A 25,358-nucleotide genomic window follows, 5' to 3' on the forward strand; every position below is an offset into this window, starting at 1 on the left:
TCTAAATTTGAGAGTTTGATCCTGGCTCAGAATGAACGCTGGCGGCAGGCCTAACACATGCAAGTCGAACGGAGTTATATTATAGCTTGCTATGGTATAACTTAGTGGCAGACGGGTGAGTAATGTATAGGAATCTACCTAGTAGTACGGAATAATTGCTGGAAACGGCAGCTAATACCGTATACGCCCTACGGGGGAAAAATTTATTGCTATTAGATGAGCCTATATTAGATTAGCTAGTTGGTGGAGTAATAGCCTACCAAGGCAATGATCTATAGCTGATCTGAGAGGATGATCAGCCACACTGGAACTGAGATACGGTCCAGACTTCTACGGGAGGCAGCAGTGGGGAATATTGGACAATGGGCGAAAGCCTGATCCAGCCATGTCGCATGAGTGAAGAAGGCCTTTGGGTTGTAAAGCTCTTTTAGTGAGGAAGATAATGACGGTACTCACAGAAGAAGTCCTGGCTAACTCCGTGCCAGCAGCCGCGGTAATACGGAGAGGGCTAGCGTTATTCGGAATTATTGGGCGTAAAGGGCGCGTAGGCTGATTAATAAGTTAAAAGTGAAATCCCGAGGCTTAACCTTGGAATTGCTTTTAAAACTATTAATCTAGAGATTGAAAGAGGATAGAGGAATTCCTGATGTAGAGGTAAAATTCGTAAATATTAGGAGGAACACCAGTGGCGAAGGCGTCTATCTGGTTCAAATCTGACGCTGAGGCGCGAAGGCGTGGGGAGCAAACAGGATTAGATACCCTGGTAGTCCACGCTGTAAACGATGAATGTTAAATATGGGAAGTTTACTTTCTGTATTACAGCTAACGCGTTAAACATTCCGCCTGGGGACTACGGTCGCAAGATTAAAACTCAAAGGAATTGACGGGGACCCGCACAAGCGGTGGAGCATGTGGTTTAATTCGATGCAACGCGAAAAACCTTACCACTTCTTGACATGGAAATCATACCTATTCGAAGGGATAGGGTCGGTTCTGCCGGATTTTACACAGGTGTTGCATGGCTGTCGTCAGCTCGTGTCGTGAGATGTTGGGTTAAGTCCCGCAACGAGCGCAACCCTCATCCTTAGTTGCCATCAGGTAATGCTGAGTACTTTAAGGAAACTGCCAGTGATAAGCTGGAGGAAGGTGGGGATGATGTCAAGTCATCATGGCCTTTATGAAGTGGGCTACACACGTGCTACAATGGTGTCTACAATGGGCTGCAAGGTGCGCAAGCCTAAGCTAATCCCTAAAAGACATCTCAGTTCGGATTGTACTCTGCAACTCGAGTGCATGAAGTTGGAATCGCTAGTAATCGTGGATCAGCATGCCACGGTGAATACGTTCTCGGGTCTTGTACACACTGCCCGTCACGCCATGGGAATTGGTTTCACTCGAAGCTAATGGCCTAACCGCAAGGAAGGAGTTATTTAAAGTGGGATCAGTGACTGGGGTGAAGTCGTAACAAGGTAGCAGTAGGGGAATCTGCAGCTGGATTACCTCCTTAGGCTTTGTACGTAATTCACCATTTCAAATAATAGTGTCATTATGTACTATACTGCTGTCTTTACTTCTACTTTATTTTTTAATTTCTCGATAACGAAATTTTATGAGTAATAGGCCTCTTTCCCCGCATCTACAAATATATAAAGTACGAGTTACTAGTTTTTTTTCTATTATGCATAGATTGACTGGTATCTTGCTATTTCTTTTATTAATCATACTTTCTTGGTATTTTATATTATATGTTTACTCCCCTAAGTTAGTTGTAGTAAGGTGCTTAAATGTATTATTGTTCACTCCCCTTGCTAAATTAGCTTATATCTTATGCTTTATAAGCTTTATGCATCATTTTCTTAATGGTATTCGTCATTTGCTGTGGGATGCTGGGCTTAATTTAGAAATTGCTAGTGTTTCAAAAAGTGCTATGTTAGTAACAATAATGCTATTTCTTTCTACTATGGCTTTTTTATTTATGTGTATATGAGTCAATCTGTAAATTCAGTACATCATTGGTGGATCCAGCGTGTTTCTTCGGTAATTTTACTGTTCCTGTTTCCTTGGTTTATCTATTCGTTTTCTTGCACATTTTATACTGATAGTTCTTTGTCTTTTAGTGAGAAATTTATTAATTATCCACTAGAGCTTTTGTTTTTTGTTATACTGGTGTTTTGCATTTTTTGGCATGCAGTTCTCGGAATGCAGGTGGTGTGTGAAGATTATATAGACAGCGTACCTCTAAGAATTTTTACAATTACATGCATAAAATACTTATCAAGCATTACTTATATAGTACTTGCTTTTACGACTTTTTTCTTTTATAGGCATATTTTCTTGTAAAATTGTTAGTTCTGTGTTAATATATTATTAGTTTACTAATTTTATTATTGAACTATAGCAATTTTGGTTTGACAACATGTTCAGAGTGTTAAAAAAAGGAGTAGCAGATTTTACGCTTAAAGCAAAAGGTTTATTTGCTTCATCTGAATCTCAAATTTATGTCAAGGATCTTAGAAAGGTAATGACATATACAGATGGAAGAAAATGCAAATATCCAAAGAATTACGATCAGATTGTAAAATCTGGGAAAATTACAGAAGATGAGAATAGTAATGGTGAAACTATATATAAACTTTTATATGGCAAGACAGACACAGATGGAAGAAAACAAAGTTTTGAATTGATTCTTGTCAAGGAAACGGACGATAGGTCTTATTTTACTATTGATTTTTTAGTTAATCGGGAAAAAAACAAGGATGTTAAGCATGATGATGGCTACTATAAACCATTTGAGTTTTCAAAAATCGATCTTGAAAAACACTTGCCGGTCTTTGAGGTTGATACTAAGTTACTTAGATTAACTAATTCTTCTTTTCTTGCTAAAAAAGGTTGCTTCATCAATGATGACACGGGAGAAGTTGATGAGAAAGATAGAGATGAAAAAGGAAGAAATGGAGAATTATTATACACTAGTAATTACAAGAAGCTAAGCACCCATTTTTCAGAAATTAGAGATCAGGATGGTAATCTAGAGCTAGATAAAAGTCTTATATCTGTTCCTATCGTTTTTGTTACAAGCTTGGCTAAAGTTTGTACTAAATTGTTGACCTCTCCTCCTATAAAGTTATCGGAGTATTTAATAAGCAAACAAAACCCAATTGCAAAGTCTTTTGGATATCTTTTGTTCACCCCTGCAATGGCAGTAAAAAATTTAGTAAATATGGGAGCTACCATACTTAAGGCTCCAATTTTATTATTTGTAGCAGATAAGAAGAAGTATGGTGATGCTTATCTTACTATGTGGAAACACCAATTGAAAGAATGTTGGAAAGAAGTAAAAAGCAACTTTAATGTTGTTACAAATGGGGAAAGGCCAAAGCCGAAGCAGAAGGATCATAAGCCACTTAGCATAGCGGGTACATGGAAAGAGCTTAACGCTAGAAAATCAGATATTGAAAAAAACTTAGAGAAGGGGTTGAGCAAAAATAGTCAAAGTATAGACAAATCTAGAGAACTAGGTTTTGGAGAAAGCTTAAAGGAAAAGTTGCAAAACAAAACTGATGAAAAAGTAGCTGCAGCCGTTAATCAAAAAAGCAACACTCCTTATATTGATAGAGAGATAGAAAGAAGACAAGACTCATCACGAAATGTAGGGACTCCATCACGCTCGTAGTCAACCATCACTTTAAATTACTTTTTACTTTAATCATCTCACAATAAAAACTTGCATGCATTTTGCCGTTAGTATAAGATATTAATCAAATAATTAATATCTTAATTAAATGCGCCCTGTAATACTGTGTGGTGGTAGTGGCAGCAGACTTTGGCCTCTATCTAAGCCAAAGCAATTTCAGAAAATATTTAGTCAGAATACTATGTTTCACAACACTTTGTTGAGGCTAAAAGGCGATTATATGCCACCCATCATTACCACAAATATACAATATGAGTCATTATTGATGCAGGAATTACATTCATTACAGGAATGTAAAGTAGTTTTTGAACCAGTTAAAATTGGGACAGCGGCAGCAACACTAATTGCTGTGCTTCTCTGCGATAGGAACGAGACAATCTTAGTTCTGCCTTCAGACCATTTTATAGGTGATTTGAATAGTTTTTATGTTTCTATTGAGAAAGCGTCTAAGCTAGCCTCTGAAACTGACTCTATAGTCACTTTTGGGGTAAAGCATCATGAATTCAATTATGAATACGGCTATATAAATGCAGTATATGGTCAGAAAGAAAAATGTCATATAGTAAAAGATTTTACAGAAAAACCCGAGCGTAAGGTAAGTAACGATCATTATTGGAACTCTGGAATATTTGTGTTTAGAGCAAAACGCTATATAGATGAGATAAAAAAAATTGCTCCGACTCTCTATAATTTATGTTGTGAAAGTATGAAGCATTTTGTATCACGAGAGAGATTTCTGTATTTAGAACAGCAAAATTGTGCAGGAATGGGTGATACATCTATTGATCACCTAGTGATAGAAAAAGCAGAAAATATTGTAATGATAGAAGCCAATTTCGATTGGATGGATGTTGGCACTTGGGGTTCAGTTTTAGAGTTAAGTAAGAGATTTAATAAGAATTTTGAGTCGTTTCAAGCTGTAACCAAAGGAAGAGAGCCAGTTTTGATGACAGAAAATGATGCAAAAAATTTACTAGGTAGAGTTTATAAACGGCCAAGTAAGAGCCTAATGTTGTTCATTAATAAAGTTAAGGAAGTAAAGCCAATAAGGAAAGAGATTAAGCCATGGGGATTTTATAGTGTAGTTTTAATGGGCAAGGATTTTCTTATAAAATACCTTTTTATAAATCCACTGAGCTGCACTTCTAAGCAATTTCACCACTATAGAGATGAGTACCATATAATACTATCAGGGGTTGGATGCGTGAGTTTAGATGACAAAACATATGCTATAACAAAAAATCATGTAGTAGAGATTCCAAGGAAGGTGTTTCATAAAATTGAGAATAAAAGTACAAGATTTCCTCTTGAGATAGTTGAGTTTCAGGTAGGAAAGTTTTTATCTGATAATGATATAGTAAGATTGGACGATATATATGGAAGGTCTTAATATATAATATTGAATATATTCTATAAGCTTGCTAAATTTAGACAACCTAATTTGAGGTAAAGGAAAAATTACAGTTATATGAAGCATAAAAAGTATGATATTTAAATCTTAGTATAATGTCTATTGCCTTTGAATTTACTATGGCTATTCGCTATTTGCGAGCAAAGAATTCTAGATTTTGCTCTATAATGGCCTTGTTTTCTATTATTGGTATTGCTCTTGGAGTTGCAACGCTAATAGTAGTAATGTCTGTAATGAATGGGTTCAGAGCAAAGCTGCTCGACTCTGTACTTGGCATTAATGGTCATATTAATGTTTACTTTGATAGAAGCATAAATTCAGATTACCACGCAGTGTTAAAATCTATTGAGAAAATCCCAGGTGTATTAAAAGCTACTTCTATGACCAATGATCAAGTGATCGTTGCAGCAAATGGTGGAATTGTGGGTAGCGTAGTCCGTGGTGTGTCAACTAAAGACTTACTTAATAATACTACCGTTAAGAATAATGTAATTATGGGTAACGTGAAAAAATTCGATGAAGGTATCATAATAGGGGCAAGATTAGCAGAAGCTTTGAATATTGATTATGGTGATAACATTATGCTTATATCACCTGAAGGATTTGACGCATTGTCTGGTGAAATACCAAAAATTAAAGAATATAAAGTTGTAGCAATATTTGATATGGGTATGTTTGAGTATGATAATACTTTGGTGTATATGCCCATAAAGTCAGCTCAAGCTTTTTTTAATTATAAAGATAATGTGAGAAGTATAGAAGTGTTTGTAGATGATATTGCTATGGCTAATAAGCTAGCAAACGCTATAGCAAAAGAAACAGGAATGAGAGCTGAAAGTTGGCAATCTCAGCAAAGCCATTATGTTAATGCTTTAAAGACTGAAAGAAATGTGATGTTTTTAATTCTTACTTTAATTATAGTTGTAGCAGCATTCAATATTGTTTCAAGTTTGATGATGATAGTGCAAGAAAAGAAATCTGCAATTGCAATTATGCGTACGTTTGGTGCAACAAGCGGAAGTATTATGCGCATATTTTGTGCTTGTGGATTGCTCATTGGTTTCACAGGGACTTGTCTTGGCTCTATTATAGGGGTTGTTTTTTCTCTCAATATTGAAAATATTAGAGTGTTTTTAGAAAACATTACCAACATCAAGCTGTTTGATCCCATGATATACTTTTTTTCAAGTTTGCCAGTGATATTAGTCTCTCAAGATGTAGTGAACATTTCTGCGCTTGCATTGTTCTTATCATTTTTAGCGACAATTCCTCCTGCATTGAAGGCAGCTGCGCAAGATCCTGTGGAGATATTACGTTATGAATGATACTTGGAAAAAATGCATAGGTTGGTCCTTAATTATATTGTTGTTTGTTAGCTATATTGCAATAAATGACATAATATTTTTTAAAATAAACCAACAAGAAAGTGAAGGCAGTATGAATGTTTTAACGGAAAAGATAGATGAACTTAGAACGTTGCTTGAAGTGAATCAATCTAGGGTAGAAAAAAGGATATTTGACTTAAAGAGAAATCTGCACACTCAATGTGAGCAAGGTGATGGTAGTTTAAGGCACAAGAACCTTGCAAAGTTGCTGCTACTTGTGATTAAGATGAAGAATTCGTTATTGCGAGAAGTGAAGTTTGATAATCATATAAATTCAATAAAGCCTTTGATATCAGAGCTTGACGATCCAGAAATAGAAAATGCAGTGAGTGAACTGGAAAATTTGAAAGAAGTAGATACTTTACACGAGTTAAAATTATCTTTTGAGAAGAATGTTACTGTTATTAACTGCAATAAAAGTAACTTGTTTAAAAAAATCATTTCAAATTGGATAAAGATAGATGATCGTAGTGATCCACTCAGGTTAAAGCTTGCAGAAATTGAAGAATTAATAAGCGATAATGATTGGCAGAGCATAGCTACTACAATAGGTGACTTAACACATCCAGAATTCAAACCATGGCTTAATAAATTGAATGATTTTATTGTAGCTTTCAAGAATACTTCAATAATATATCGTCACTTATTACAATACATCTCATGATTTATTTTATAATTTTTGCTTTTTCGTTTTTATTTGGCATATGGATCAAGGTAAGTGGTGAAGTAATAAAATTGGAATTAGGCAATTACACTATAAGTATTGATCTATATTTCGTTATTCTTGCTTGCGTAGTCTTATTATTTTTATTGATTGCAGTTGCACGTTTTTGTTCTTCTATTTCATCAACATTTGCTAACATAAAAAATAGAAGAAGAAGTAGGGAAGAATTGCTTCTCTTTGAAGCTTTCTTTAGCTTAGACTTAGGTAATATAGAGAACACCAATAAACTAATTAAAAATCTAAATGAAGAAAGTGGTAAATTATCTTTAGTAAAGCTCTTTAATTCAGGTAAAACGGGAAATTACAGCTTTTTCAGCCATAATTTAACGAGTATTGCAAGTAAAAATCGCAACTTAGCTCTACTTCTGATCAATAAACTGATTATTCACCTAAAGCAAGAAAGGTTAGTCTTTCAAAAATTTATAGAATATTGCTCTAGTTCAATTAATGATAAAATTTTGTCTATTCCCTTTCAAATAGAGCATTGTATATTGCAAGAAGATTGGATAAATGCAATTTCAAAGTTAAAGGAAGCTATCAAATTCAATATTTTTCTTCCCTTTGATCGTAAAAAGATGTTAGCGGTTTTTTATTGCGCTTTAGCAAAGCAATACGAAAGTAAAGGAAGTTTTTACAAAGCTATAGATTATTTAGCTAAAGCACAAAGTTATTATGCAACTTTTCAGCCCATCAATTATTTAAAGGCAGAATTATATATCAAGCTTGAAAAAATCAAAAAAGCTTCCACAGTATTAGAGGAAGAGTATAGAGTAAATCCTACTCCTCAATCAGCTAGAATGTATATCAAGTTAAATAATAAAGGCGCTGAAAGACTATATAACTTACGCCCTGATTATTATTTTAGTTATTGCTTGCTTGCTTTGTCTTCAATTAGCTTGGGGAAATATGATCTTGCAAGTCAGCATTTAGATATTGCTATGAAAAAAGCTAATTACATATCAATCTACCTTGTTATGGTACAGCTCAAGATTATGTTGCAAGAGTATGATCAAGCAATTTATTGGTTAAACAGGATGGACTCAGAAGCTGTGCCTGATCCAGGTTGGAAATGTGCTGATTGTAATAAAGAGCTAAAGCAATGGGATTATAAGTGCTCAAGTTGTAATAGTCTTAATTGTATTTACCTTATATTATAAGACTCCATAAGGTGTGATACTTTTACATCGAGATTGCTTTAATATATCTCAAAACAGTAAATCTGTGAGTTTCTTAGTTAGGTTTGACTCCAATGTCAAAAAAACTTGTTTTTAGACATTACCAGTTATATATTTTAATAAATTAGAATTATATACAAAATGAAGAGCTTAAAGGAATTATCCTTAAGAATTAAAAATATTAAGTCTGTGCAGAAGACCACGAAAATAATGCAAATGGTTTCTGCAGCAAAATTATTACAAAGCCAAAAGAAATTATCAAATTCAAAATTGCATATATCTAAGCTGCATAGCATTATTTCTTCACTAGCGCTATCAGCGGATCAAGAGTTACTAGCAAGAATTCTAAATATCAATAATGAAGATTCTTTCCTAGTATTTATTATTGCATCTGATCGTGGTTTATGTGGCAGCTTTAACTCCTATGTTGTTAAATTCAGTCAGGAGCATATAAACAAATTAATTGTAAATGATAAGAAAGTAGACATTGTTTTTTTTGGCAAGAAAGCTTTTGAGGTAGGTAAAAATAGATTTAATTCTAAAAATATCTTGAAGGTTGAAAATAGTAAGGGAATCACACTAAAGCATGTGGAAGCTTTGGTTAGTGATATAGATCTAAGTAAATACAATAAAGTTAAAGTTTTTTATAGTAAATTCTATAATACCTTCATGCAGAAGCCAATATTAGAAACAATAAAACCATGGAGTAAAGACTCATTATTAATTGATAATTCTGTAGTTAGTTCTATAACAGATTACAGCTATGAGTATGAACCACAAAATATTGAGTTTATTTTAAAATCTTTGACTCAAGATTATGTTATAGCTGCTCTTTATTCTGTTTTACTTGAAAGTGCAGCAAGTGAAAATAGTGCTAGGATGGTTGCTATGGAATCAGCAAATAGAAATACAAAAGAAATGCTAAATAAATTAGCGTTACTTTATAATCGCTCTCGTCAAGCAGCAATTACAACTGATTTGATTGAAGTTATAAGTGGTGCAGAATCTTTCTGAGGAATAAAAAATGAGTATATTAAATATTGCAGCGGATATCACTAAACTAATAAAAAAGCAGAATCAAGACGCAGAAGTTACAATATATGAAACTAATAAGACCTCGATTTCTCAGCGTCTATCAAAAATTGAACAAATATCACAATCTAGAAACTGTACTGTCGGAATTAGAGCTATAGCAGGTAAGAACAAAGCTGCGTATATTTCCACAAATGATTTGAATAATCTTAGTAGTGCAGTGAGCCAAGTGGTGGAAATGGCAAAGAATGCCCAGGAAGATCCTTATATTAGTTTTGCTGTAGATGGCAGTAATTATATCTCTTCTGCAGATTTAAATATCTCAGATAATAATGTTGTAACAATTGATAAATTAAAAGAAATTACTGAAGCTACAGAAAATTCAGCTCTTGCACATAAAAATATTATTAATTCCGAAGGAGCTTCATCTTCACATACTTCAGTAAATACAGTATTATCAACCGTTTCTGGTTTTGTTGGTTCATTTAGTAAGTAAACTTTTGTTAATCAGGTTTCTGTTGTTGCTGGAGAAAAGAGTGAAATGAAAATAGGCTACGATTACGATGTAGCATGCAACTTCAGTGATTTAAAAACACCGGAGTTAGTAGGGAAATAAGCAGCAAAAAGAGCAATAGATCAATTGGGTTCATGTACAATCAGGACAGGCAAATTTCCGGTTGTTTTTGAAAAAAGAGCAGCAAAAGAGCTGGTAAAGAGCTTTGCTTCTGCCATAAATGGTAGCAATATTGTAAATAATAGCTCTTTTTTGAGAAATAGTTTAAATAATCAAATTTTTAATACCGAGATTAGCATTATTGATGACCCGTTGTTACCAAGGGGTATAACATCAAGACCGTTTGACGGAGAAGGAATAATGAGCAGAAGAAATGAATTTGTAAAAAATGGAGTACTGCAAAACTGGATTTTAGATCTATATTCGGCTAGGAAATTAAACTTGGAAACGACCGAAAATGCAACTCGTGCAAGTAATGCTGCAATTATTCCTTCAGCTAGTAATTTCTATTTCAAAAATGGTAATAGATCGTTTAAGGAATTAATTGAAGAAGTAAAAGAAGGAATATATGTAACTGATTTATTTGGTTTTGGTGTTAATTTAATCAATGGCGATTATAGTCAAGGTGCATGCGGATTTTTTATAGAAAATGGTAAAATAACGTATCCAATACACGAGATTACTGTTGCCGACAATTTGAAAAATATGTTTAGCAATTTAGTTGTTGCAAATGACCTAACTTTCTGTGGGCAGTTTAATTCACCAACGATTAAAGTTAGCGAAATGACAGTAGCAGGTTCATTTAGTGATTAAAAATTTTAGTTGCATTAAGTACAATAATTGTGTACTATTACTATGTAATGTTAAGAATAGACTATGGAGTATAGAAGTTTAGTTGCAGTAACTAAGCTTAAAGCATTCTAAATCGTAATTTCAAAGTTTTTCATCACATTAATAATATTAGTTAGTAGTTTAGGAGTTATCCATATGGAATTTGGTAATATAAAATGGTTTAATGTTGAAAAAGGCTATGGTTTCATCAAGCCAGAAGGTAAAGGTGAGGACGTTTTTTTACATGTTAGTACATTAGAACGTTCAGGAATAAGACCTGATGCACTTCGAGGAGAGGATAAAAAGAGAGGAATGAAAGGGGAAAGAGTAAGTTATGAGCTTAAAGAAGAGCGTGGTAGGAACGGAGAAGATAAAAAGTCTGCAATAAATTTAAGATTGGAAGATTAGTCTATCGTGAAGCTTTTTAATAGGGTAATGTATTGTGAGTAATTTTAATGAAATGGGGCTTCCAACTTTGCTTAGGCAAGCTCTAAGTAAAAATAATCTTTGTGTTCCAACCCCGATTCAAGTGCAAGCGATTCCTCTAGCTCTTCAGGGGAAAGATATTCTTGGGTCTGCTCAAACGGGAACTGGAAAAACCTTAGCGTTTGCTATTCCACTGGTTGCTAAATTGATGAATGAGCCAAGCATTGGTTCAGCTTTAGTCATCGTGCCAACCAGAGAGCTTGCTCATCAAGTAACAAGTGAGATAAGAAAACTCTTATCTCAAAGTTCTTTACTAAGAGTTGCTTTGTTGATCGGAGGCGAGCCTATTTTTAAGCAGCTAAATCAGCTTCAGAAAAAACCACAAATTATAATAGGTACTCCTGGTCGTATTATAGACCATATTGAGCGTAAAACTTTAGTTACTCGGAATGTTGATATTTTTGTGCTTGATGAGATGGATCGTATGTTTGATATGGGCTTTGGAATTCAGATTGAAGAAATTATGAAGCATTTGCCTAAAATAAGGCAAACTCTTATGTTTTCTGCAACTCTTCCTGGAGAAATAGTAAAACTTACTGAAAAATATCTTAATCAACCAGAGCGTGTTTCTGTTGATTGCCAGGCTACAACTTCTGTAAAAATTAAACAAGAAGTTGTTTATGCATCAGAATCAGAAAAATATGGCAAGCTTGTTACACAATTATGTCAGCGCAAAGGATCAATCATTATTTTTGTCAAAACAAAGCGAGGAGCGGATCAGCTAGCTGACAAATTGCACAAAGATGACTATAGCGCCTTGGCAATTCATGGTGATTTAAGGCAGCACAAGCGTGAAAGAGTCATTGATTCTTTTCGTCGTGGCCGCAATCAAATCATGGTTGCAACAGATGTTGCTTCTCGCGGCCTTGATATTCCGCACATTCAACATGTTATCAATTATGATGTACCACAATCGCAAGCTGATTATGTTCATCGTATAGGTAGAACTGCACGTGCGGGAGCTGAAGGATTTGCATTATCTTTTGTTACACCTCAAGATAAGAGAAGACTGCCTGCACTAGCAGATAAAGAAGGAGAGCCAAATTTTGATTGTAGTATGCAATCTCAAAAACGTAACAGCAAAAAGATCTTTAAAAGGCCAAGTACGTTAAAGGCTAAATACGGTAGAAAAAAGATCAATGTATTTAAGAAGAAAAGCAGAGTACTAGAAAAAGCGTATTAATGTACTTAACTATTCTTCTATTCTTTAAAAGCTCCAGTAAACTTGCTGAAAAGCGAAGTGATTGGAGGATGGTAGAAAGAATATATAGCTAGCCCAAATTAGATTTACCTACAATTTGATAATCTTAATTCTGCTGCTTATAACGTTTTGAGATTATCACAACGGTATAATGTTAGGATGTGTGGACTATAATCTGTAGCTTAATTCAATTTGGCTACAACGAGCTGCTAGATTTCAGTTTTTTTAATAATTGTGTGCTACTAATTATATATAGATTTACACTTTTAAAGAGAATAGATGATTTCTAAAAATTTAGAGGCAAGTTTAAATAGAGCGTTACAGATTGCTTCTAATTGTAAGCTTAAATATGCAAAAGTGGAACATTTGTTGCTAGCATTAACCAAAGATTTGGATGTAAATTATGTTTTATCAAGATGTAACATCAGAGCTGATGAAATCATAAATATAGATAATATTATATTAAGAAATGGTCGTGGTAATAATATAAAAGGTTTTTTGCAAGACAACTCCGAATTAACTGTCAATAAAATTGAGCCTGATTCGCTATTTCAATGCATAATACATAAAGCCATGATACGGGCTCATCGCTTAGGGAGAAAAGAAATAAATGGAGCAAGTGTTCTATTGGAGATTCTGTCTTCTGAACAAGGTTCATACGTTGAAGATCTATTGCGCAAACGAAATGCAAAGGATTCTAATTTGATTGATAATATATCTAATATAAGATATTCAGATGATGTAGAAGAATACATAGCTAATCGCAAGATAAAACTTGATAAAAATAACGATATCTCTACTGTAGCAAATAAAGGTGAATTATTAAAAGATGAAGAAGTTCTACAAAATTATTGTAGAAATTTAAATGATTATGCAAGAAGCAAAAAAATAGATTATATCATTGGTCGTGATTATGAATTAAATCGCACTATAGAAATCTTACTAAGACGCAGAAAGAATAACCCTTTATATGTCGGAGAACCAGGTGTTGGTAAAACAACAATAGTTGAAGGTTTGGTGTTGAAAATTATTGAAGGCAGCGTTCCGAGTGCACTGAGATCCAGCACAATTTATGCTTTGGATTTAGGATCACTTCTTGCAGGAACACGCTATAGAGGTGACTTTGAAGAGAGAATAAAATCTATAATAAAAGTAATTGAGGCAAAACCTGGTGCTATTCTTTTTATTGACGAAATACACACTATTATTGGAGCAGGTTCAACAAGTGGCAGCTTTCTTGATGCTGGCAATCTGCTTAAACCTGCGCTTGCAAGAGGTACATTGCGTTGTATAGGTGCAACTACATACAGAGAATACAGGAATAGTTTTGAAAAGGATAAAGCATTAGCAAGAAGGTTTCAAAAAATTAATGTAAAAGAGTCTTCTGTTAATGATACAATAAAGATATTGGATGGTATAAAGCATTACTATGGAGGGTACCATGGAGTATATTACACGAAACAAGCCATTAAATCTGCAGCTGAACTTTCACACAAGTATATTACTGGGCGAATATTACCTGATAAAGCAGTTGATGTTATAGATGAAGCAGGGGCGTATTGTAAGTTACAAAAAAACAGGCGAAAAATTATAAACAGTAGAGATATTAAGAATACTATCACTAGGATTACAAACGTACCTTGCGAGCTTGATGATGTGCAAAGAGTAAAATCTTTGAAAGAAAATCTCAAGAAAGCCATTTTTGGTCAAGAGCAAGCGATAGAGTCTCTTGTTAATTCTATTAAAATTGCTAAATCTGGTCTGAGAAGTTACAGTAAACCCTTGGCAAATTATCTTTTTGCAGGACCAACTGGCGTAGGTAAGACTGAGCTTGCAAAGAAATTAGCACAGAATATGGGTATGAACCTTATACGATTTGATATGTCCGAGTATATGGAACCTCACACAATATCTAGAATGATTGGTTCCCCTCCTGGATATGTGGGTTACGATCAAGGTGGATTGCTTACAGAATCTGTATCTAACAATCAATATAGTGTGGTACTTCTTGATGAAATTGAGAAAGCTCATAGTGATATTTACAATATATTACTACAAGTCATGGATTATGGTTATGTTACAGATACTTACGGGCGTAAAGTTAATTTTTCCAATACAATTTTAATTATGACAACCAATGCAGGGGCATTTGAGCGTAGCAAAAGTTCTATTGGCTTTGGGTATAAGGACTTTAATATTGGTGATAGCGAAAAAGCAGTAGAACGGATTTTTAGCCCTGAATTTCGTAATCGCTTGGATGCAGTCATTTCTTTTTCTGACCTCAATTTAGATGTCATTTTGCACATTATGGATAAATTTATTCAGGAATTAAAAAAACAACTTGTGCAAAAGGGTATAAGCTGCTCAGTCGAAGAGGAAGTAAAGTCTTATCTTGCGCAAACAGGTTATAGCAAAGAAATGGGAGCACGCCCAATAGAGAGGCTGATTGAAAAAGAGATAAAAAGTCATTTGGCTGAAGAAATACTGAATCGTCGATTAATTAAAGGAAAGAAATTAAGGATTTATATTGGTAAACACGGAATTGCTTTTGATATAGTTTAAATTCTTGCTTGAGTATTAAATTTGTAGTATAGTCACTATTTTTTAATGAGGCTATAGTGGCAAGTTTAACCAGAAATCAATATTACAGTAATCAAAATTTATTTTCAAGACTGGGAATAAAAGCAGAGGAATTAATAGGTCAGGAGTTTGATGATATACTCAAGTTAGTTGAGCGGTGCTTTAGAAAAGATTCATTAAAATGTCATCCTGACAAAGTAGTAGGAGAGAAAGAGAAGAAAATAGCTGAAGAAAAGTTTAAAAAACTTAGCGCAGATAAAGATAGGCTGGAGCAATATCTTAATGCTTTAAAAGCAGGAAGAATTTTTTCTATGCACACAACTTCACCAGAAGGATTAGGGGGAAACAAAGAAAAATCGATGAGATTTTATCGCGTAGAGGGCAGGCTATAATTAGAGCGGCTTTATTTTATATATTGGCAGGTGTTATACTTAATCCGTCGCATAAAGTCGAATATTGCTTATCGCAACTTGCTAATGGTAGCAAGGTGCAAAGCGTTGCTTATAAATTTTATGCATTCAGCATCGGGATTTGGCCATGGTTATTTATTATATCCTTTTGTAGTATTATTTATGCAGCAAGTAAACAAAGAGGTTCACAAGAAGAAAATCTAGATAGGTTAAATAGGGGATAAAAATTACTTATTGCTGCTGATAGTTATGTGCTATGTATAGCAGCAGCGTTTGCTGTGTGCAGTTTAGCGTCGGAAATTGCACAAAATGGCTGGCCTGTTCAATATGGAATGGTGCTTATGGCTAATTTAGCATTAGATTTATTACTTATTGCTTTACTTAGAACTTTTATAAAAGCTTCTGAATTATATAGTGAGCACTGCATCCAGCCTTTATACGAAGAAGATGCAGAATTTAGATACAAGGAAAAGTTTGCATGGTATGACTATAAATTAGTGCTTATGCCGCTCATTCTTCCTATTGTTAAAATGTATTTTGAAGATTTAATTCAAGAAAAACCACAACAGCACACCACCGATCCTAAAGTTACACCTTTAAATATAGGCGTAGGAACAAGAGCATAAAAAGTTCTTTGCTTCAACTATAGTTTTTGCTACAGTTTGAGTAAATTTGAAGATATTAATGAGTGAAGAAGTAAAACAAATCCTAAGTTACTACGAAAGTGAAAACCCTGGAGTAAAAGCGAATCTTACTCGCATTCTTATGCATGGGAAACTTGGTGGAACTGGCAAGTTAGTAATTCTCCCTGTAGACCAGGGATTTGAGCACGGACCAATAAAAAGTTTTGAAGTTAACCCTGATGCTTACGATCCACATTATCATTTTCAGCTTACAGTTGATTCAGGAGTAAGTGCATACGCTGCTCCGCTTGGTATGATCGAAGCTGGTGCTTCAACTTATGCTGGAATGCTACCACTTATTTTGAAGCTTAATAGCGCTAACTCTTTGCACTCAAAAAGCTTAACTTCAGATCAAGCAATAACTGCCTCTGTAAAAGATGCGCTGCGTTTGGGCTGCATGGCTGTTGGGTTTACTATATATCCTGGTTCTGCTAAGTGTTTTGATATGATGGAAGAAGCTCGCAAAATTATAGCTGAGGCTAAATCTTGTGGCCTTGCTGTAGTGCTATGGTCTTATCCACGTGGTGAAGGGATTTCCAAAGAAGGTGAAACAGCAGTTGATGTGATTGCTTATGCTGCGCATATAGCGGCTTTGCTCGGTGCCAACATAATAAAAGTAAAACTTCCAACCAATCATCTTGAAAGAGAAAAAATAGAAAATATTGAATCATTATCTAAAAGAATTGAATATATTAAAAAGTCTTGCTTTGCAGGAAAAAGAATAGTAGTTTTCTCTGGTGGTGAGTCAAAGTCAGTGGATGATATATACAATGAGGCAAAAGAAATTAAGCAAGGTGGTGGTAATGGTTCAATTATCGGGCGCAACACTTTTCAAAGAAAAAAAGAGGATGCTTTATCTATGCTAAAAGATATAATTAATATCTACGCATAAAAAAACGGCTGGGTGGCAGAATGGCTTATGCTGAGGACTGCAAATCCTTTTATACCGGTTCAATTCCGGTCCCGGCCTCTTACTCCAATTAGATCGTTTTTTCTTCTGAAATTTTAACAAGAAGTGTGGCTTTTAATGAAATATTTAAAAAAATAAGATACTATATTCAAAATATAATCAGTAAAATGCCAAAGAGATTAACAGAAGTTTTATTATTGATTGGTTTGCCCTTCTTGCTTACCAGTTGCACTTTTCACTATTTATTAAAGATCTCGTATACTCATCTTGCACCAGAAAAGTACCCTTCATCCAACAAACAGCCGGTTTACGTCGGTACAGCTTACAGTGCACAGACTATATATAATGCGTTATTTAATGACTTTCTGTTAATAGGTAAGTCATCATTCACAGCCAAACATGGGCGTGCTAGTCAATATGTTAACTATGGAAGAGAAGTTGGAGCAGATGTGATAATCGTATCATTTCAAAATATGCAAAAGGATAAAGAGCATTTTAGCATCACAGAAAAACTATTATGGGACACAAGCTTAACAACATTTCATACAAGGACCATTATAAACTTTGATCAGGACGTACTCTTTCTAAAAAAGGTAGGTGATGCAAAAGCTCCATGGGAATATGTCAAAGGAGAGTTCAAGCTTCACGAAAAAGACGATACTGATCCATATCTAGGGAATTGGGTAGGGTATAGAATATGCAAGATTGCAATATCTTCTTCAGAAGATGAATACTTAGGATTTGTAAATGAAGATAATTGTAAAGAAAAATCTGGAATAAATAAGATGCTTGCTTGGAAAAATGGGGATGTAAGGTTGCGAATTAATAAACAATCAAAACAGGGATTTTATTTAAATCGAAATAAGATTCCTATACTAATAAAATCTCAAATTAACAAATTTGGCTACCTCGAATTAGTAGATAAAAATACTGATCAAGTTCTGGTTTCCCTTCAGAAAAATTAGTTTTTACTACTCATAGAAACTATATACTTACTATTTTGATAAACCTCAAGCTTTCTAAGTTATTCTTGTTGCATGGTAAAAAATAAACTAAAAATAAGCAAAGTGTTTTACAAAATGATATTACGTAATTTATTGTTTTTACTGCCGCCTGAAATCGCTCACTCCTTGGTAATAACGGCGTTAAAAAAGATGCCCTGTAGGAAACCTATAGAACTACCTAAGTCTTTAAATGTAAACTTTTTTGGTAATAAAATTAGGAGTCCTGTAGGTCTTGCTGCAGGTTTTGATAAAAATGCGGAAGTTGTAAATCCGATGCTCTCATTTGGTTTTGGATTTATTGAGGCTGGTACTGTAACTAAACATCCCCAATATGGAAATAAAAAACCGAGAATTTTTCGATTAATTAAAGATGAAGGAATAATTAATAGATTGGGATTTAATAATAAAGGAGTAGACTATTTTCTTAAACAGATAAGTAAAACTAAACTTGGTGATTGTATTTTTGGTATAAATATAGGAAGAAACAGTACATCAAAGGACCAAATCAGCGATTATGTTGACTTAATAAAGATAGTATATGGAAAGAGCAATTATATAGTACTGAACATCTCATCCCCAAACACACCTAACTTGCGCGATTTGCACAATAAACAAGAATTATCCAAATTGTTGAAATCTATCACTCTAACCCGGAAATCAATCGATAGCTCTGAATCCATACCGATAATATTAAAAATTTCTCCAGATATAGATCAGCAAACAAAAGAAAATATCGCTGAGCTTACACTAGAATATAAAATTGACGGCTTAATAGTAAGCAACACTACGATAAGTCGAGATTCTTACTATAATGAGAGTGGTGGGTTGAGCGGCAGACCATTGTTTCAACTTTCAACCGAGTTATTGAGTGATATGTACAAGCTTACTAAGAGCAGGGTTCTATTGATAGGATGTGGGGGAGTTTCAAGTGGTATTGACGCATATGAAAAAATAAAGGTAGGAGCCTCTTTAGTACAACTGTACACTGCTCTCGTATATCAGGGGCATCAAGTTGTGAACAAAATCAATCTGGAGATTGCAGAATTGGTAAAAAGAGATGGATTTAGTAACATTACTGAAGCAGTGGGTTGTATACATTAATTTTGGAAGTTATTGATATTGTTTTAGTAAAGTAGAGCTAACTTTTTAGTGTAAAGGTATGATATGGAGTGCTTTTCTTTTGAATGATGAACATGAAAGTTTTGAACGATATAATATCTAAAGTTATTAATTATAAATTTACAGATCATGCAATATTAGAAGAGGCATTAACCCATCCAAGCGTAAATAAAAGGAATAGCGAAGACCAGATCGTAAGCTACGAAAGGCTAGAGTTTTTGGGCGATAGTATTTTGAACATGGTTGTATCTGCTATGCTGTTTAAAATGTTTCCTGAAGAAAAAGAAGGAGCATTGGCAAAAAGAAAAACGGATCTAGTTTGTGGCAGTACCATTGCTAATGTTGCTAAAGAAATAGAGTTAGGTAACTTTATCATAATGAATAATAGTGAACGTTGCAACGGAGGGAAATGTAACTTAAAAAATTTAGAAAATTCGCTTGAGGCACTAATAGGTGCAATTTATATTGACGGTGGACTTGAGAGTGTTGAAAAATTTATTATCCAACATTGGGAAAAGCTAGCTAAAGACATCCTCGATCCTCCTCAAGATCCTAAAACTTCACTGCAAGAATGGACTCAGAGAAATAAATTACCTTTACCAAAGTATGAGCTTGTAAAACAAACTGGACCAGCACACAATCCTGAATTTACTATATCAGTTTGCATAGAGAGTTATGACAAAGTTTCTGCATGCGCTCCTAGTAAGAAAATTGCTGAACAAAAAGCTGCTGAGTTGATCCTAGAAAAAATTAAAAAAACGACTTAGTTTAATCAAAACAGCCGTTAGCATAAATTTAAAGTAAGCTAAGCTCTTTAGTTCAGCTTACATATTTTTTTATCTCAGCCAGAATCTTATCAGATTGACTTTCATCTGAATTTAAATCAGCTACAAAGTTTGTGACATATTTTCCTTCAGGGCCGATAAGGTATATTATTGAAGAATGGTTAATTTCCTCTTCTCCACCTACTTTGTTTGCATATACTTTATACTTTGCAACTACTTCATCTATTTTTTGTCTTTCACCAGTTAGCATTTGTATTCTATGGTCAAATTGCTGCTGAAATTCTTTAAGCCTTTCTATGTTATCGCGCTCAGGATCAACTGTGATAAAAAATGTTTGTATCTTATTGTCAGTTTTCTTATCTAACTTTGCAAGTGTTTCTGAAATTATTCCGAGGTTCATAGGGCAAATTCTTTTGCATGAGGAAAATCCGAAAAAAATCATCATATACTTATTTTTAAAATCACTACTGCGTACTGTTTGTCCGTCTTGATTAATCAAAGAAAAATCCCCACCTATTTTAATTTCTGTATTTTGTGAAACAAATATGCATTGCTTGGTAAAATAACAATAACCTAAGAAGACAGCTGCTACTATTATTAATAAACCAGACAATAACCTTATGAATTTTACCATTAAAGCGTTTCCAATAAAATTAAATCATATCTTGATTAGCTGATTGATTCAACATATTCCTTCCAAAGTGGATTGTTAATTTTATCTAACAATTTCTTATGCTCATCAATTTCTTCGCTGCTTGGTGAATGTTCTCTGCGAGCTAAATTTCGCACTTTATGCTGAATAAACGTAGAGCTATTGTCCTGATCACATTTACTATTAAACAAAAAGGTTTGCAATCCTCCTGTAAGCTCAACGTAGACCTTTGCAAGCAATTGAGCATCAACTAATGCTCCGTGCAACTCTCTACCTTCCAGCGATATGTCAAAACGTTTACATAATGCATTTAAAGAAGCAGGTGATCCTACAAACTTTTTTCTTGCAAGCGGCAATGTATCTAGCACTCTATCTGAGGAAATTAACCTAGCATTTAACTTGCCTAACTCCATATTAAGGAACTTAACATCGAATTCAGCATTATGAATCACCAAAATGTCATTAGATATGAAGTCGAGAAATTCAAATGCAACATCTGAAAATAGTGGTTTATCCTCTAAAAACTCCTCACTAATACCATGAATCTTAAATGAGTGGTAAGGTACATCTCTTTCTGGATTAAGATATCGATGAAATGTTTTACCTGTTGGAACACGATTAATTAGTTCTACACATCCTATCTCGATAATTCGATGGCCAGACTCAGTGTCAAGACCTGTAGTTTCAGTATCAAGTACTATTTCTCGTAGCCTACTTTCCATCGGTGTAACTAATCTTACTTGTCATTTGCTGTTAAATTTTTATCGGTACTTGCCTTCTTGTAGTTAATGGAAACAAGCAACCAGGTTGGATCTGATGAATTAATATTTTTTTTGAATTGCCATACATCCTCAACTTTGTTAATAGTAGAAATACTACCTGATATGATATCTCCTTCATTATTCTTAACGAAGTTAATTTGCTCTGAAAGGAAATATAATGCAATAAATATTACGTTTTTTACTAGCTTTATTTCTAAGATCTTTTGTGAAACGATAGAAACAATTATAGACTCGTGTATCTCTTTACGATGCTTAATCTTATCCACAAAGCTGTTATACAAATCTTTGTCCAGAAGGGATTTTAATTGAGGTAAATTCCCTTGGTTAAAATATTTAATTATTAATTCAAAAGCTATGCTTGAACTTTCTATAAAATTGGAAATAGAGAACTCTCTGTTTTTTTGTAATATTTGTTTATAAGTAGCTTCTATTGAACTTTTGTCGTTGCTATAAATATAATCTTCGATATTTTCTACCACATCCTCTTTACTTTGACTTGCATCCAATACAACTGTTAGCTTTTTTAGGTTGAGACTGGCTGATCTTCCTAAAGAATTGTATAAGCGTGAAAAAATAAACGCCGCTAGTAAAGCATATATTACAAGCTCTATCATGGTAACTTAACCCCTTGGTATATAAAGTATCTAAATATTATTAATTATTGATAAAAATATGTTTTGCATATTAGCCTATAGTTAGGTTTGCTATTCGTTTATAAATGAATATATTATATAAGAAAGTATTAAATATCTCAACTTAATTAAAGGAGAAGTAAGAAATGTTACAACACAAAATGAAAATTCATGGTCAGTATGTCAAAGATCTTTCGTTTGAGAATCCAAATTCGCCATTCCTTCCTTCTAGTAAAGCTCACGATATTAATGTAACGGTTAATATTAATTCAGCAAAATTAGAAGGAACGGAAAGCAAAGAAGGAATAAATGAAGAAAAACCTTTTCATGAAATTAATTTGCATATAGAAGTCAAAGCGACGGTAAAAGATGAAGATATAAAAAATGGTATAGCTTTCATTTGTGAGATAAAGTATTGTGGTATTTTTTCAATAGAAAATTTGAAAGAGTTGAGTAAAGAGGAAGTAAGACAAGCTTTGTTTATTGGCGGGCCTACTTTTCTTTTTCCTTTTGCAAGAGAAGTAATTGCAAGAACTACAAGTAGTGGTGGGTTTCCTCCACTTATGCTAGATCCTATAGATTTTGAAACTATGTATCAGCAGCAAAGTCAACAACAAAAAAGTAGCGCTAGTAATTCCAATTTTAACTAATACAGGATGAACAATTCTTTAAATGCAAAGACGACTTTAAATATTGATGGAAGGTTATATAACTACTTTAACCTAAGTAACGCTGGTAAATTCTTAGGAGTAAATTTAACCAAATTGCCTTGTTCACTCAAGGTATTGCTTGAAAATTTATTGCGCAACGAAGATGGAGTAAGCGTTAAATTAGATGACATAAAGATATTAGCAAATTGCGTCAAGAAACACATTAATCACGAAATTAGCTACAAGCCAGCAAGGGTTTTGATGCAGGATTTCACAGGAGTTCCTGCTGTCGTTGACTTAGCTTCAATGCGTAATTATGTGAAGAAAAACGGAGGTAACCCAAGCAAAATAAATCCATCTGTAACTGTTGATCTTGTGATCGATCACTCTGTTCAAGTAGATAGTTATGGAAGCACTTCCGCATTCAGTAAAAATGTTGAGCTAGAAGTAAAAAGAAATTTGGAGAGATATCAATTTTTAAAGTGGGGAGAGTCGTCCTTCACAAATTTTAGAGTAGTACCACCAGGTACTGGAATTTGCCATCAAGTAAACCTTGAGTATTTAGCGCAAGTTGTGTGTAATAATGATGGGGTCATATATCCTGACACTTTAGTTGGTACTGACAGTCACACTACAATGATTAACGGGTTATCAGTCCTTGGTTGGGGTGTTGGAGGCATAGAAGCTGAGTCTGTGATGCTTGGTCAACCAATTAGTATGGTGATTCCAGAAGTAGTTGGATTTAAATTAATTGGCAGACTACCGGAAGGAGTAACTGCGACTGATTTAGTGCTGACGGTTACCAGTATCCTAAGAACAAAAGGTGTTGTTGGTAAATTTGTAGAATTTTATGGTGATGGTTTAGATTATTTATCTCTAGCAGACAGGGCCACTATAGCTAACATGGCCCCAGAGTATGGTGCAACTTGTGGGTTTTTTCCAATTGATCAGGAAACACTCGATTATTTACATTTAACAGGGCGACCAGAAGAGCTGATCAAATTAGTTGAAGTCTATTCAAAAGAGCAGGGATTGTGGCGTAGCAGTAATGAGTTAGCATTTTTTGACACACTAGAGCTTGATTTATCAAGCGTAAAGCCAGTGATGGCTGGTCCTAAAAGACCACAGGATAAGATTTTCCTTTCAGAAGTAGCGGAATCTTTTTCTACATCTTTTCCTATTAATGAGACAAACAGACCTACGTTGGAACCTATCTATGGCGATCAGCTCCAGAGTGGCAGCGTAGTGATTGCAGCAATAACAAGCTGCACTAACACCTCAAATCCAAGTGTGATGATTGCTGCAGGTCTTGTAGCTCGTAATGCAATTAAACTTGGATTAAAATCAAAGCCTTGGGTTAAAACTTCTCTTGCTCCAGGGTCACAAGTTGTGAAAGAATATTTAGAAAAGTCTGGATTACAGGTAGATCTAAATGCTTTGGGTTTTAATCTAGTTGGATATGGCTGCACAACTTGCATTGGAAATTCTGGTCCACTTAATAAGGATATAGAGGATGATATAAAAAACAAAAACTTAACTGTTGCTGCAGTTTTGTCTGGCAATCGTAACTTTGAAGGAAGAATTCATCAGTTAGTCAAAGCTAATTACTTGGCATCTCCGCCACTTATTGTTGCATATGCACTTGCAGGCACTGTGCAAATTGATTTGACAAAAGATTCAATATGCAAAGATAAGAATGGAAATGATGTCTATCTCAAAGATATATGGCCAACAAATAATGAAGTTGAGAGCTGTGTTAAAAGTGTTGTGACGCGTGAAATGTTCATACAAAAGTATAAGGATGTTTTTTCTGGTGATGAGCATTGGCAAAAGATAAAGTGTGAGAAAGGTGAAATCTATGATTGGGACGCGAAAAGCACTTATATACAAAACCCTCCCTATTTTGATAATTTATCGACTAAGAACAATGGAAGCAACATAGTTGATATAAAGAATGCGCAAATACTAGCGATGTTTGGCGATAGCGTCACTACCGACCACATTTCCCCTGCTGGGAATATTGCCTCAAATAGTCCTGCAGGCATATATTTAAAAGGTCTTGGAGTTGAATCGCAAGATTTCAATTCATATGGATCTCGCCGCGGTAACCACAACGTAATGATGCGTGGAACCTTTGCTAATATCAGAATAAGAAATAAAATGGTGAGCGCTGAGGGTGGCTATACAAAACATATTCCTTCTCAAGAAACTATGTCAATTTTTGATGCAGCAATGCAATATAAAAGAGAAGCTGTTCCATTAGTTGTCATTGCAGGAAAAGAATATGGTACAGGTTCAAGTAGGGATTGGGCAGCAAAGGGTACTGCATTACTGGGAATTAAAGCTGTGATTACAGAAAGTTTTGAACGCATACATAGGTCCAACTTGGTCGGCATGGGTGTTCTTCCACTTATATTCCAAAATGGAATAACCAGAAAGATATTTGATGGTAGTGAGATAATAAGCATAAAAGGTGAAATAGTATCAAATGGAAATCTAGAATGTATCATTAAAAGACAGGATAATTCAAAGCAATCAATACAACTCAAATGCTGTGTACAAACCGCAACTGAGATTAAATACTTAATGAGTGGTGGAGTGTTAAGCTACATACTTCTTTCGACTTAGTAAAAGTAAGTACTAGACTTCTTTTAGCTCCAGCCCTGGTCCTTTTAAATAATGATTTGTTCTATGCGAA

At 34.3% G+C, this 25,358-nt stretch carries 23 protein-coding genes, 1 tRNA gene, 1 rRNA gene and 1 pseudogene; 23 read left to right on the forward strand and 3 right to left on the reverse strand.

Annotated elements, in window-relative coordinates; translation table 11 throughout:
* The first annotated feature begins 3 nt into the window (after positions 1 to 3).
* The 21 genes and pseudogenes from AAE962_RS03685 (at position 4) to rnc (ending at position 19,926) form a co-directional block, all read left to right on the forward strand.
* A 16S ribosomal RNA gene (locus AAE962_RS03685) occupies positions 4 to 1,507 on the forward strand.
* 102 nt (positions 1,508 to 1,609) lie between these two features.
* A complete protein-coding gene (gene sdhC, locus AAE962_RS03690) occupies positions 1,610 to 1,987 on the forward strand; it encodes a succinate dehydrogenase, cytochrome b556 subunit (RefSeq protein ID WP_343288620.1) in 378 nt (125 codons plus the stop codon).
* On the forward strand, positions 1,984 to 2,340 hold the full coding sequence (gene sdhD / locus AAE962_RS03695; RefSeq protein ID WP_343288621.1) for a succinate dehydrogenase, hydrophobic membrane anchor protein: 357 nt from the start codon (positions 1,984 to 1,986) through the stop codon (positions 2,338 to 2,340). The genes sdhC and sdhD overlap by 4 nt, the downstream gene beginning before the upstream one ends.
* Before the next feature lie 76 nt (positions 2,341 to 2,416).
* Positions 2,417 to 3,673, forward strand: coding sequence for a hypothetical protein (locus tag AAE962_RS03700; protein ID WP_343288622.1), 1,257 nt, complete (start codon positions 2,417 to 2,419; stop codon positions 3,671 to 3,673).
* 109 nt (positions 3,674 to 3,782) lie between these two features.
* Positions 3,783 to 5,084, forward strand: coding sequence for a sugar phosphate nucleotidyltransferase (locus AAE962_RS03705; RefSeq protein ID WP_343288623.1), 1,302 nt, complete (start codon positions 3,783 to 3,785; stop codon positions 5,082 to 5,084).
* 116 nt (positions 5,085 to 5,200) lie between these two features.
* Complete coding sequence (locus AAE962_RS03710) at positions 5,201 to 6,430, forward strand: lipoprotein-releasing ABC transporter permease subunit (protein WP_343288624.1); 1,230 nt, start codon at positions 5,201 to 5,203, stop codon at positions 6,428 to 6,430.
* Positions 6,423 to 7,154, forward strand: a complete 732-nt coding sequence (locus AAE962_RS03715) for a hypothetical protein (RefSeq protein WP_343288625.1) — start codon at positions 6,423 to 6,425, stop codon at positions 7,152 to 7,154. The genes AAE962_RS03710 and AAE962_RS03715 overlap by 8 nt, the downstream gene beginning before the upstream one ends.
* On the forward strand, positions 7,151 to 8,371 hold the full coding sequence (locus tag AAE962_RS03720) for a tetratricopeptide repeat protein (protein WP_264719650.1): 1,221 nt from the start codon (positions 7,151 to 7,153) through the stop codon (positions 8,369 to 8,371). Before AAE962_RS03715 ends, AAE962_RS03720 begins: the two co-directional genes overlap by 4 nt.
* Positions 8,372 to 8,530: 159 nt before the next feature.
* Complete coding sequence (gene atpG, locus AAE962_RS03725; RefSeq protein WP_343288626.1) at positions 8,531 to 9,403, forward strand: ATP synthase F1 subunit gamma; 873 nt, start codon at positions 8,531 to 8,533, stop codon at positions 9,401 to 9,403.
* Positions 9,404 to 9,413: 10 nt separating this feature from the next.
* Positions 9,414 to 10,748: pseudogene (locus tag AAE962_RS03730) on the forward strand (TldD/PmbA family protein).
* Positions 10,749 to 10,922: 174 nt separating this feature from the next.
* Positions 10,923 to 11,174 (forward strand): cold-shock protein, encoded by a 252-nt coding sequence (locus tag AAE962_RS03735; RefSeq protein ID WP_264336822.1) that lies wholly within the window; start codon positions 10,923 to 10,925, stop codon positions 11,172 to 11,174.
* A 34-nt stretch (positions 11,175 to 11,208) separates the two neighbouring features.
* Positions 11,209 to 12,435 carry a DEAD/DEAH box helicase gene (locus AAE962_RS03740; protein WP_343288627.1) on the forward strand — a complete coding sequence of 409 codons (1,227 nt, stop codon included), beginning with the start codon at positions 11,209 to 11,211 and terminating at the stop codon, positions 12,433 to 12,435.
* 297 nt (positions 12,436 to 12,732) lie between these two features.
* Positions 12,733 to 15,015 (forward strand): AAA family ATPase, encoded by a 2,283-nt coding sequence (locus AAE962_RS03745; protein WP_343288628.1) that lies wholly within the window; start codon positions 12,733 to 12,735, stop codon positions 15,013 to 15,015.
* A 56-nt stretch (positions 15,016 to 15,071) separates the two neighbouring features.
* A complete protein-coding gene (locus tag AAE962_RS03750; protein WP_343288629.1) occupies positions 15,072 to 15,425 on the forward strand; it encodes a hypothetical protein in 354 nt (117 codons plus the stop codon).
* A gap of 23 nt (positions 15,426 to 15,448) precedes the next feature.
* The gene (locus AAE962_RS03755; RefSeq protein ID WP_343288630.1) at positions 15,449 to 15,667 is read left to right on the forward strand and encodes a hypothetical protein; all 219 of its coding nucleotides are present in this window, start codon (positions 15,449 to 15,451) and stop codon (positions 15,665 to 15,667) included.
* A gap of 27 nt (positions 15,668 to 15,694) precedes the next feature.
* The gene (locus tag AAE962_RS03760) at positions 15,695 to 16,069 is read left to right on the forward strand and encodes a hypothetical protein (RefSeq protein ID WP_343288631.1); all 375 of its coding nucleotides are present in this window, start codon (positions 15,695 to 15,697) and stop codon (positions 16,067 to 16,069) included.
* A 58-nt stretch (positions 16,070 to 16,127) separates the two neighbouring features.
* Positions 16,128 to 17,018: a class I fructose-bisphosphate aldolase gene (locus AAE962_RS03765; RefSeq protein WP_343288632.1), complete on the forward strand. Its 891-nt coding sequence runs from the start codon at positions 16,128 to 16,130 to the stop codon at positions 17,016 to 17,018.
* Between the two features lie 6 nt (positions 17,019 to 17,024).
* Positions 17,025 to 17,096, forward strand: a tRNA-Cys gene (locus AAE962_RS03770).
* 107 nt (positions 17,097 to 17,203) lie between these two features.
* Positions 17,204 to 18,001: a hypothetical protein gene (locus tag AAE962_RS03775; RefSeq protein ID WP_343288633.1), complete on the forward strand. Its 798-nt coding sequence runs from the start codon at positions 17,204 to 17,206 to the stop codon at positions 17,999 to 18,001.
* Positions 18,002 to 18,073: 72 nt separating this feature from the next.
* Complete coding sequence (locus AAE962_RS03780; protein ID WP_343288634.1) at positions 18,074 to 19,141, forward strand: quinone-dependent dihydroorotate dehydrogenase; 1,068 nt, start codon at positions 18,074 to 18,076, stop codon at positions 19,139 to 19,141.
* Between the two features lie 92 nt (positions 19,142 to 19,233).
* Entirely contained in the window at positions 19,234 to 19,926 is a 693-nt protein-coding gene (rnc, locus tag AAE962_RS03785; RefSeq protein WP_026092689.1) for a ribonuclease III, read from the forward strand.
* A gap of 52 nt (positions 19,927 to 19,978) precedes the next feature.
* On the opposite strand, the gene AAE962_RS03790 is transcribed toward rnc, so the two are convergent.
* The 3 genes from AAE962_RS03790 to AAE962_RS03800 are packed head-to-tail and all read right to left on the reverse strand — an operon-like array spanning position 19,979 to position 21,992.
* Entirely contained in the window at positions 19,979 to 20,578 is a 600-nt protein-coding gene (locus AAE962_RS03790; RefSeq protein ID WP_343288635.1) for an SCO family protein, read from the reverse strand.
* Between the two features lie 35 nt (positions 20,579 to 20,613).
* Positions 20,614 to 21,318: a DNA polymerase III subunit epsilon gene (gene dnaQ, locus AAE962_RS03795; protein WP_264719603.1), complete on the reverse strand. Its 705-nt coding sequence runs from the start codon at positions 21,316 to 21,318 to the stop codon at positions 20,614 to 20,616.
* A 14-nt stretch (positions 21,319 to 21,332) separates the two neighbouring features.
* Positions 21,333 to 21,992, reverse strand: coding sequence for a Tim44/TimA family putative adaptor protein (locus AAE962_RS03800; protein WP_343288636.1), 660 nt, complete (start codon positions 21,990 to 21,992; stop codon positions 21,333 to 21,335).
* Positions 21,993 to 22,156: 164 nt separating this feature from the next.
* Between AAE962_RS03800 and secB the strand changes: the two genes are divergently transcribed.
* Together secB and acnA are read left to right on the forward strand one after the other, a co-directional pair.
* On the forward strand, positions 22,157 to 22,660 hold the full coding sequence (secB, locus tag AAE962_RS03805) for a protein-export chaperone SecB (protein WP_343288637.1): 504 nt from the start codon (positions 22,157 to 22,159) through the stop codon (positions 22,658 to 22,660).
* Between the two features lie 6 nt (positions 22,661 to 22,666).
* Positions 22,667 to 25,288 carry an aconitate hydratase AcnA gene (gene acnA, locus AAE962_RS03810; RefSeq protein ID WP_343288638.1) on the forward strand — a complete coding sequence of 874 codons (2,622 nt, stop codon included), beginning with the start codon at positions 22,667 to 22,669 and terminating at the stop codon, positions 25,286 to 25,288.
* Positions 25,289 to 25,358 lie beyond the last annotated feature (70 nt).

This window comes from Wolbachia endosymbiont of Encarsia formosa (genome assembly GCF_039540065.1).
Classification (GTDB): domain Bacteria; phylum Pseudomonadota; class Alphaproteobacteria; order Rickettsiales; family Anaplasmataceae; genus Wolbachia.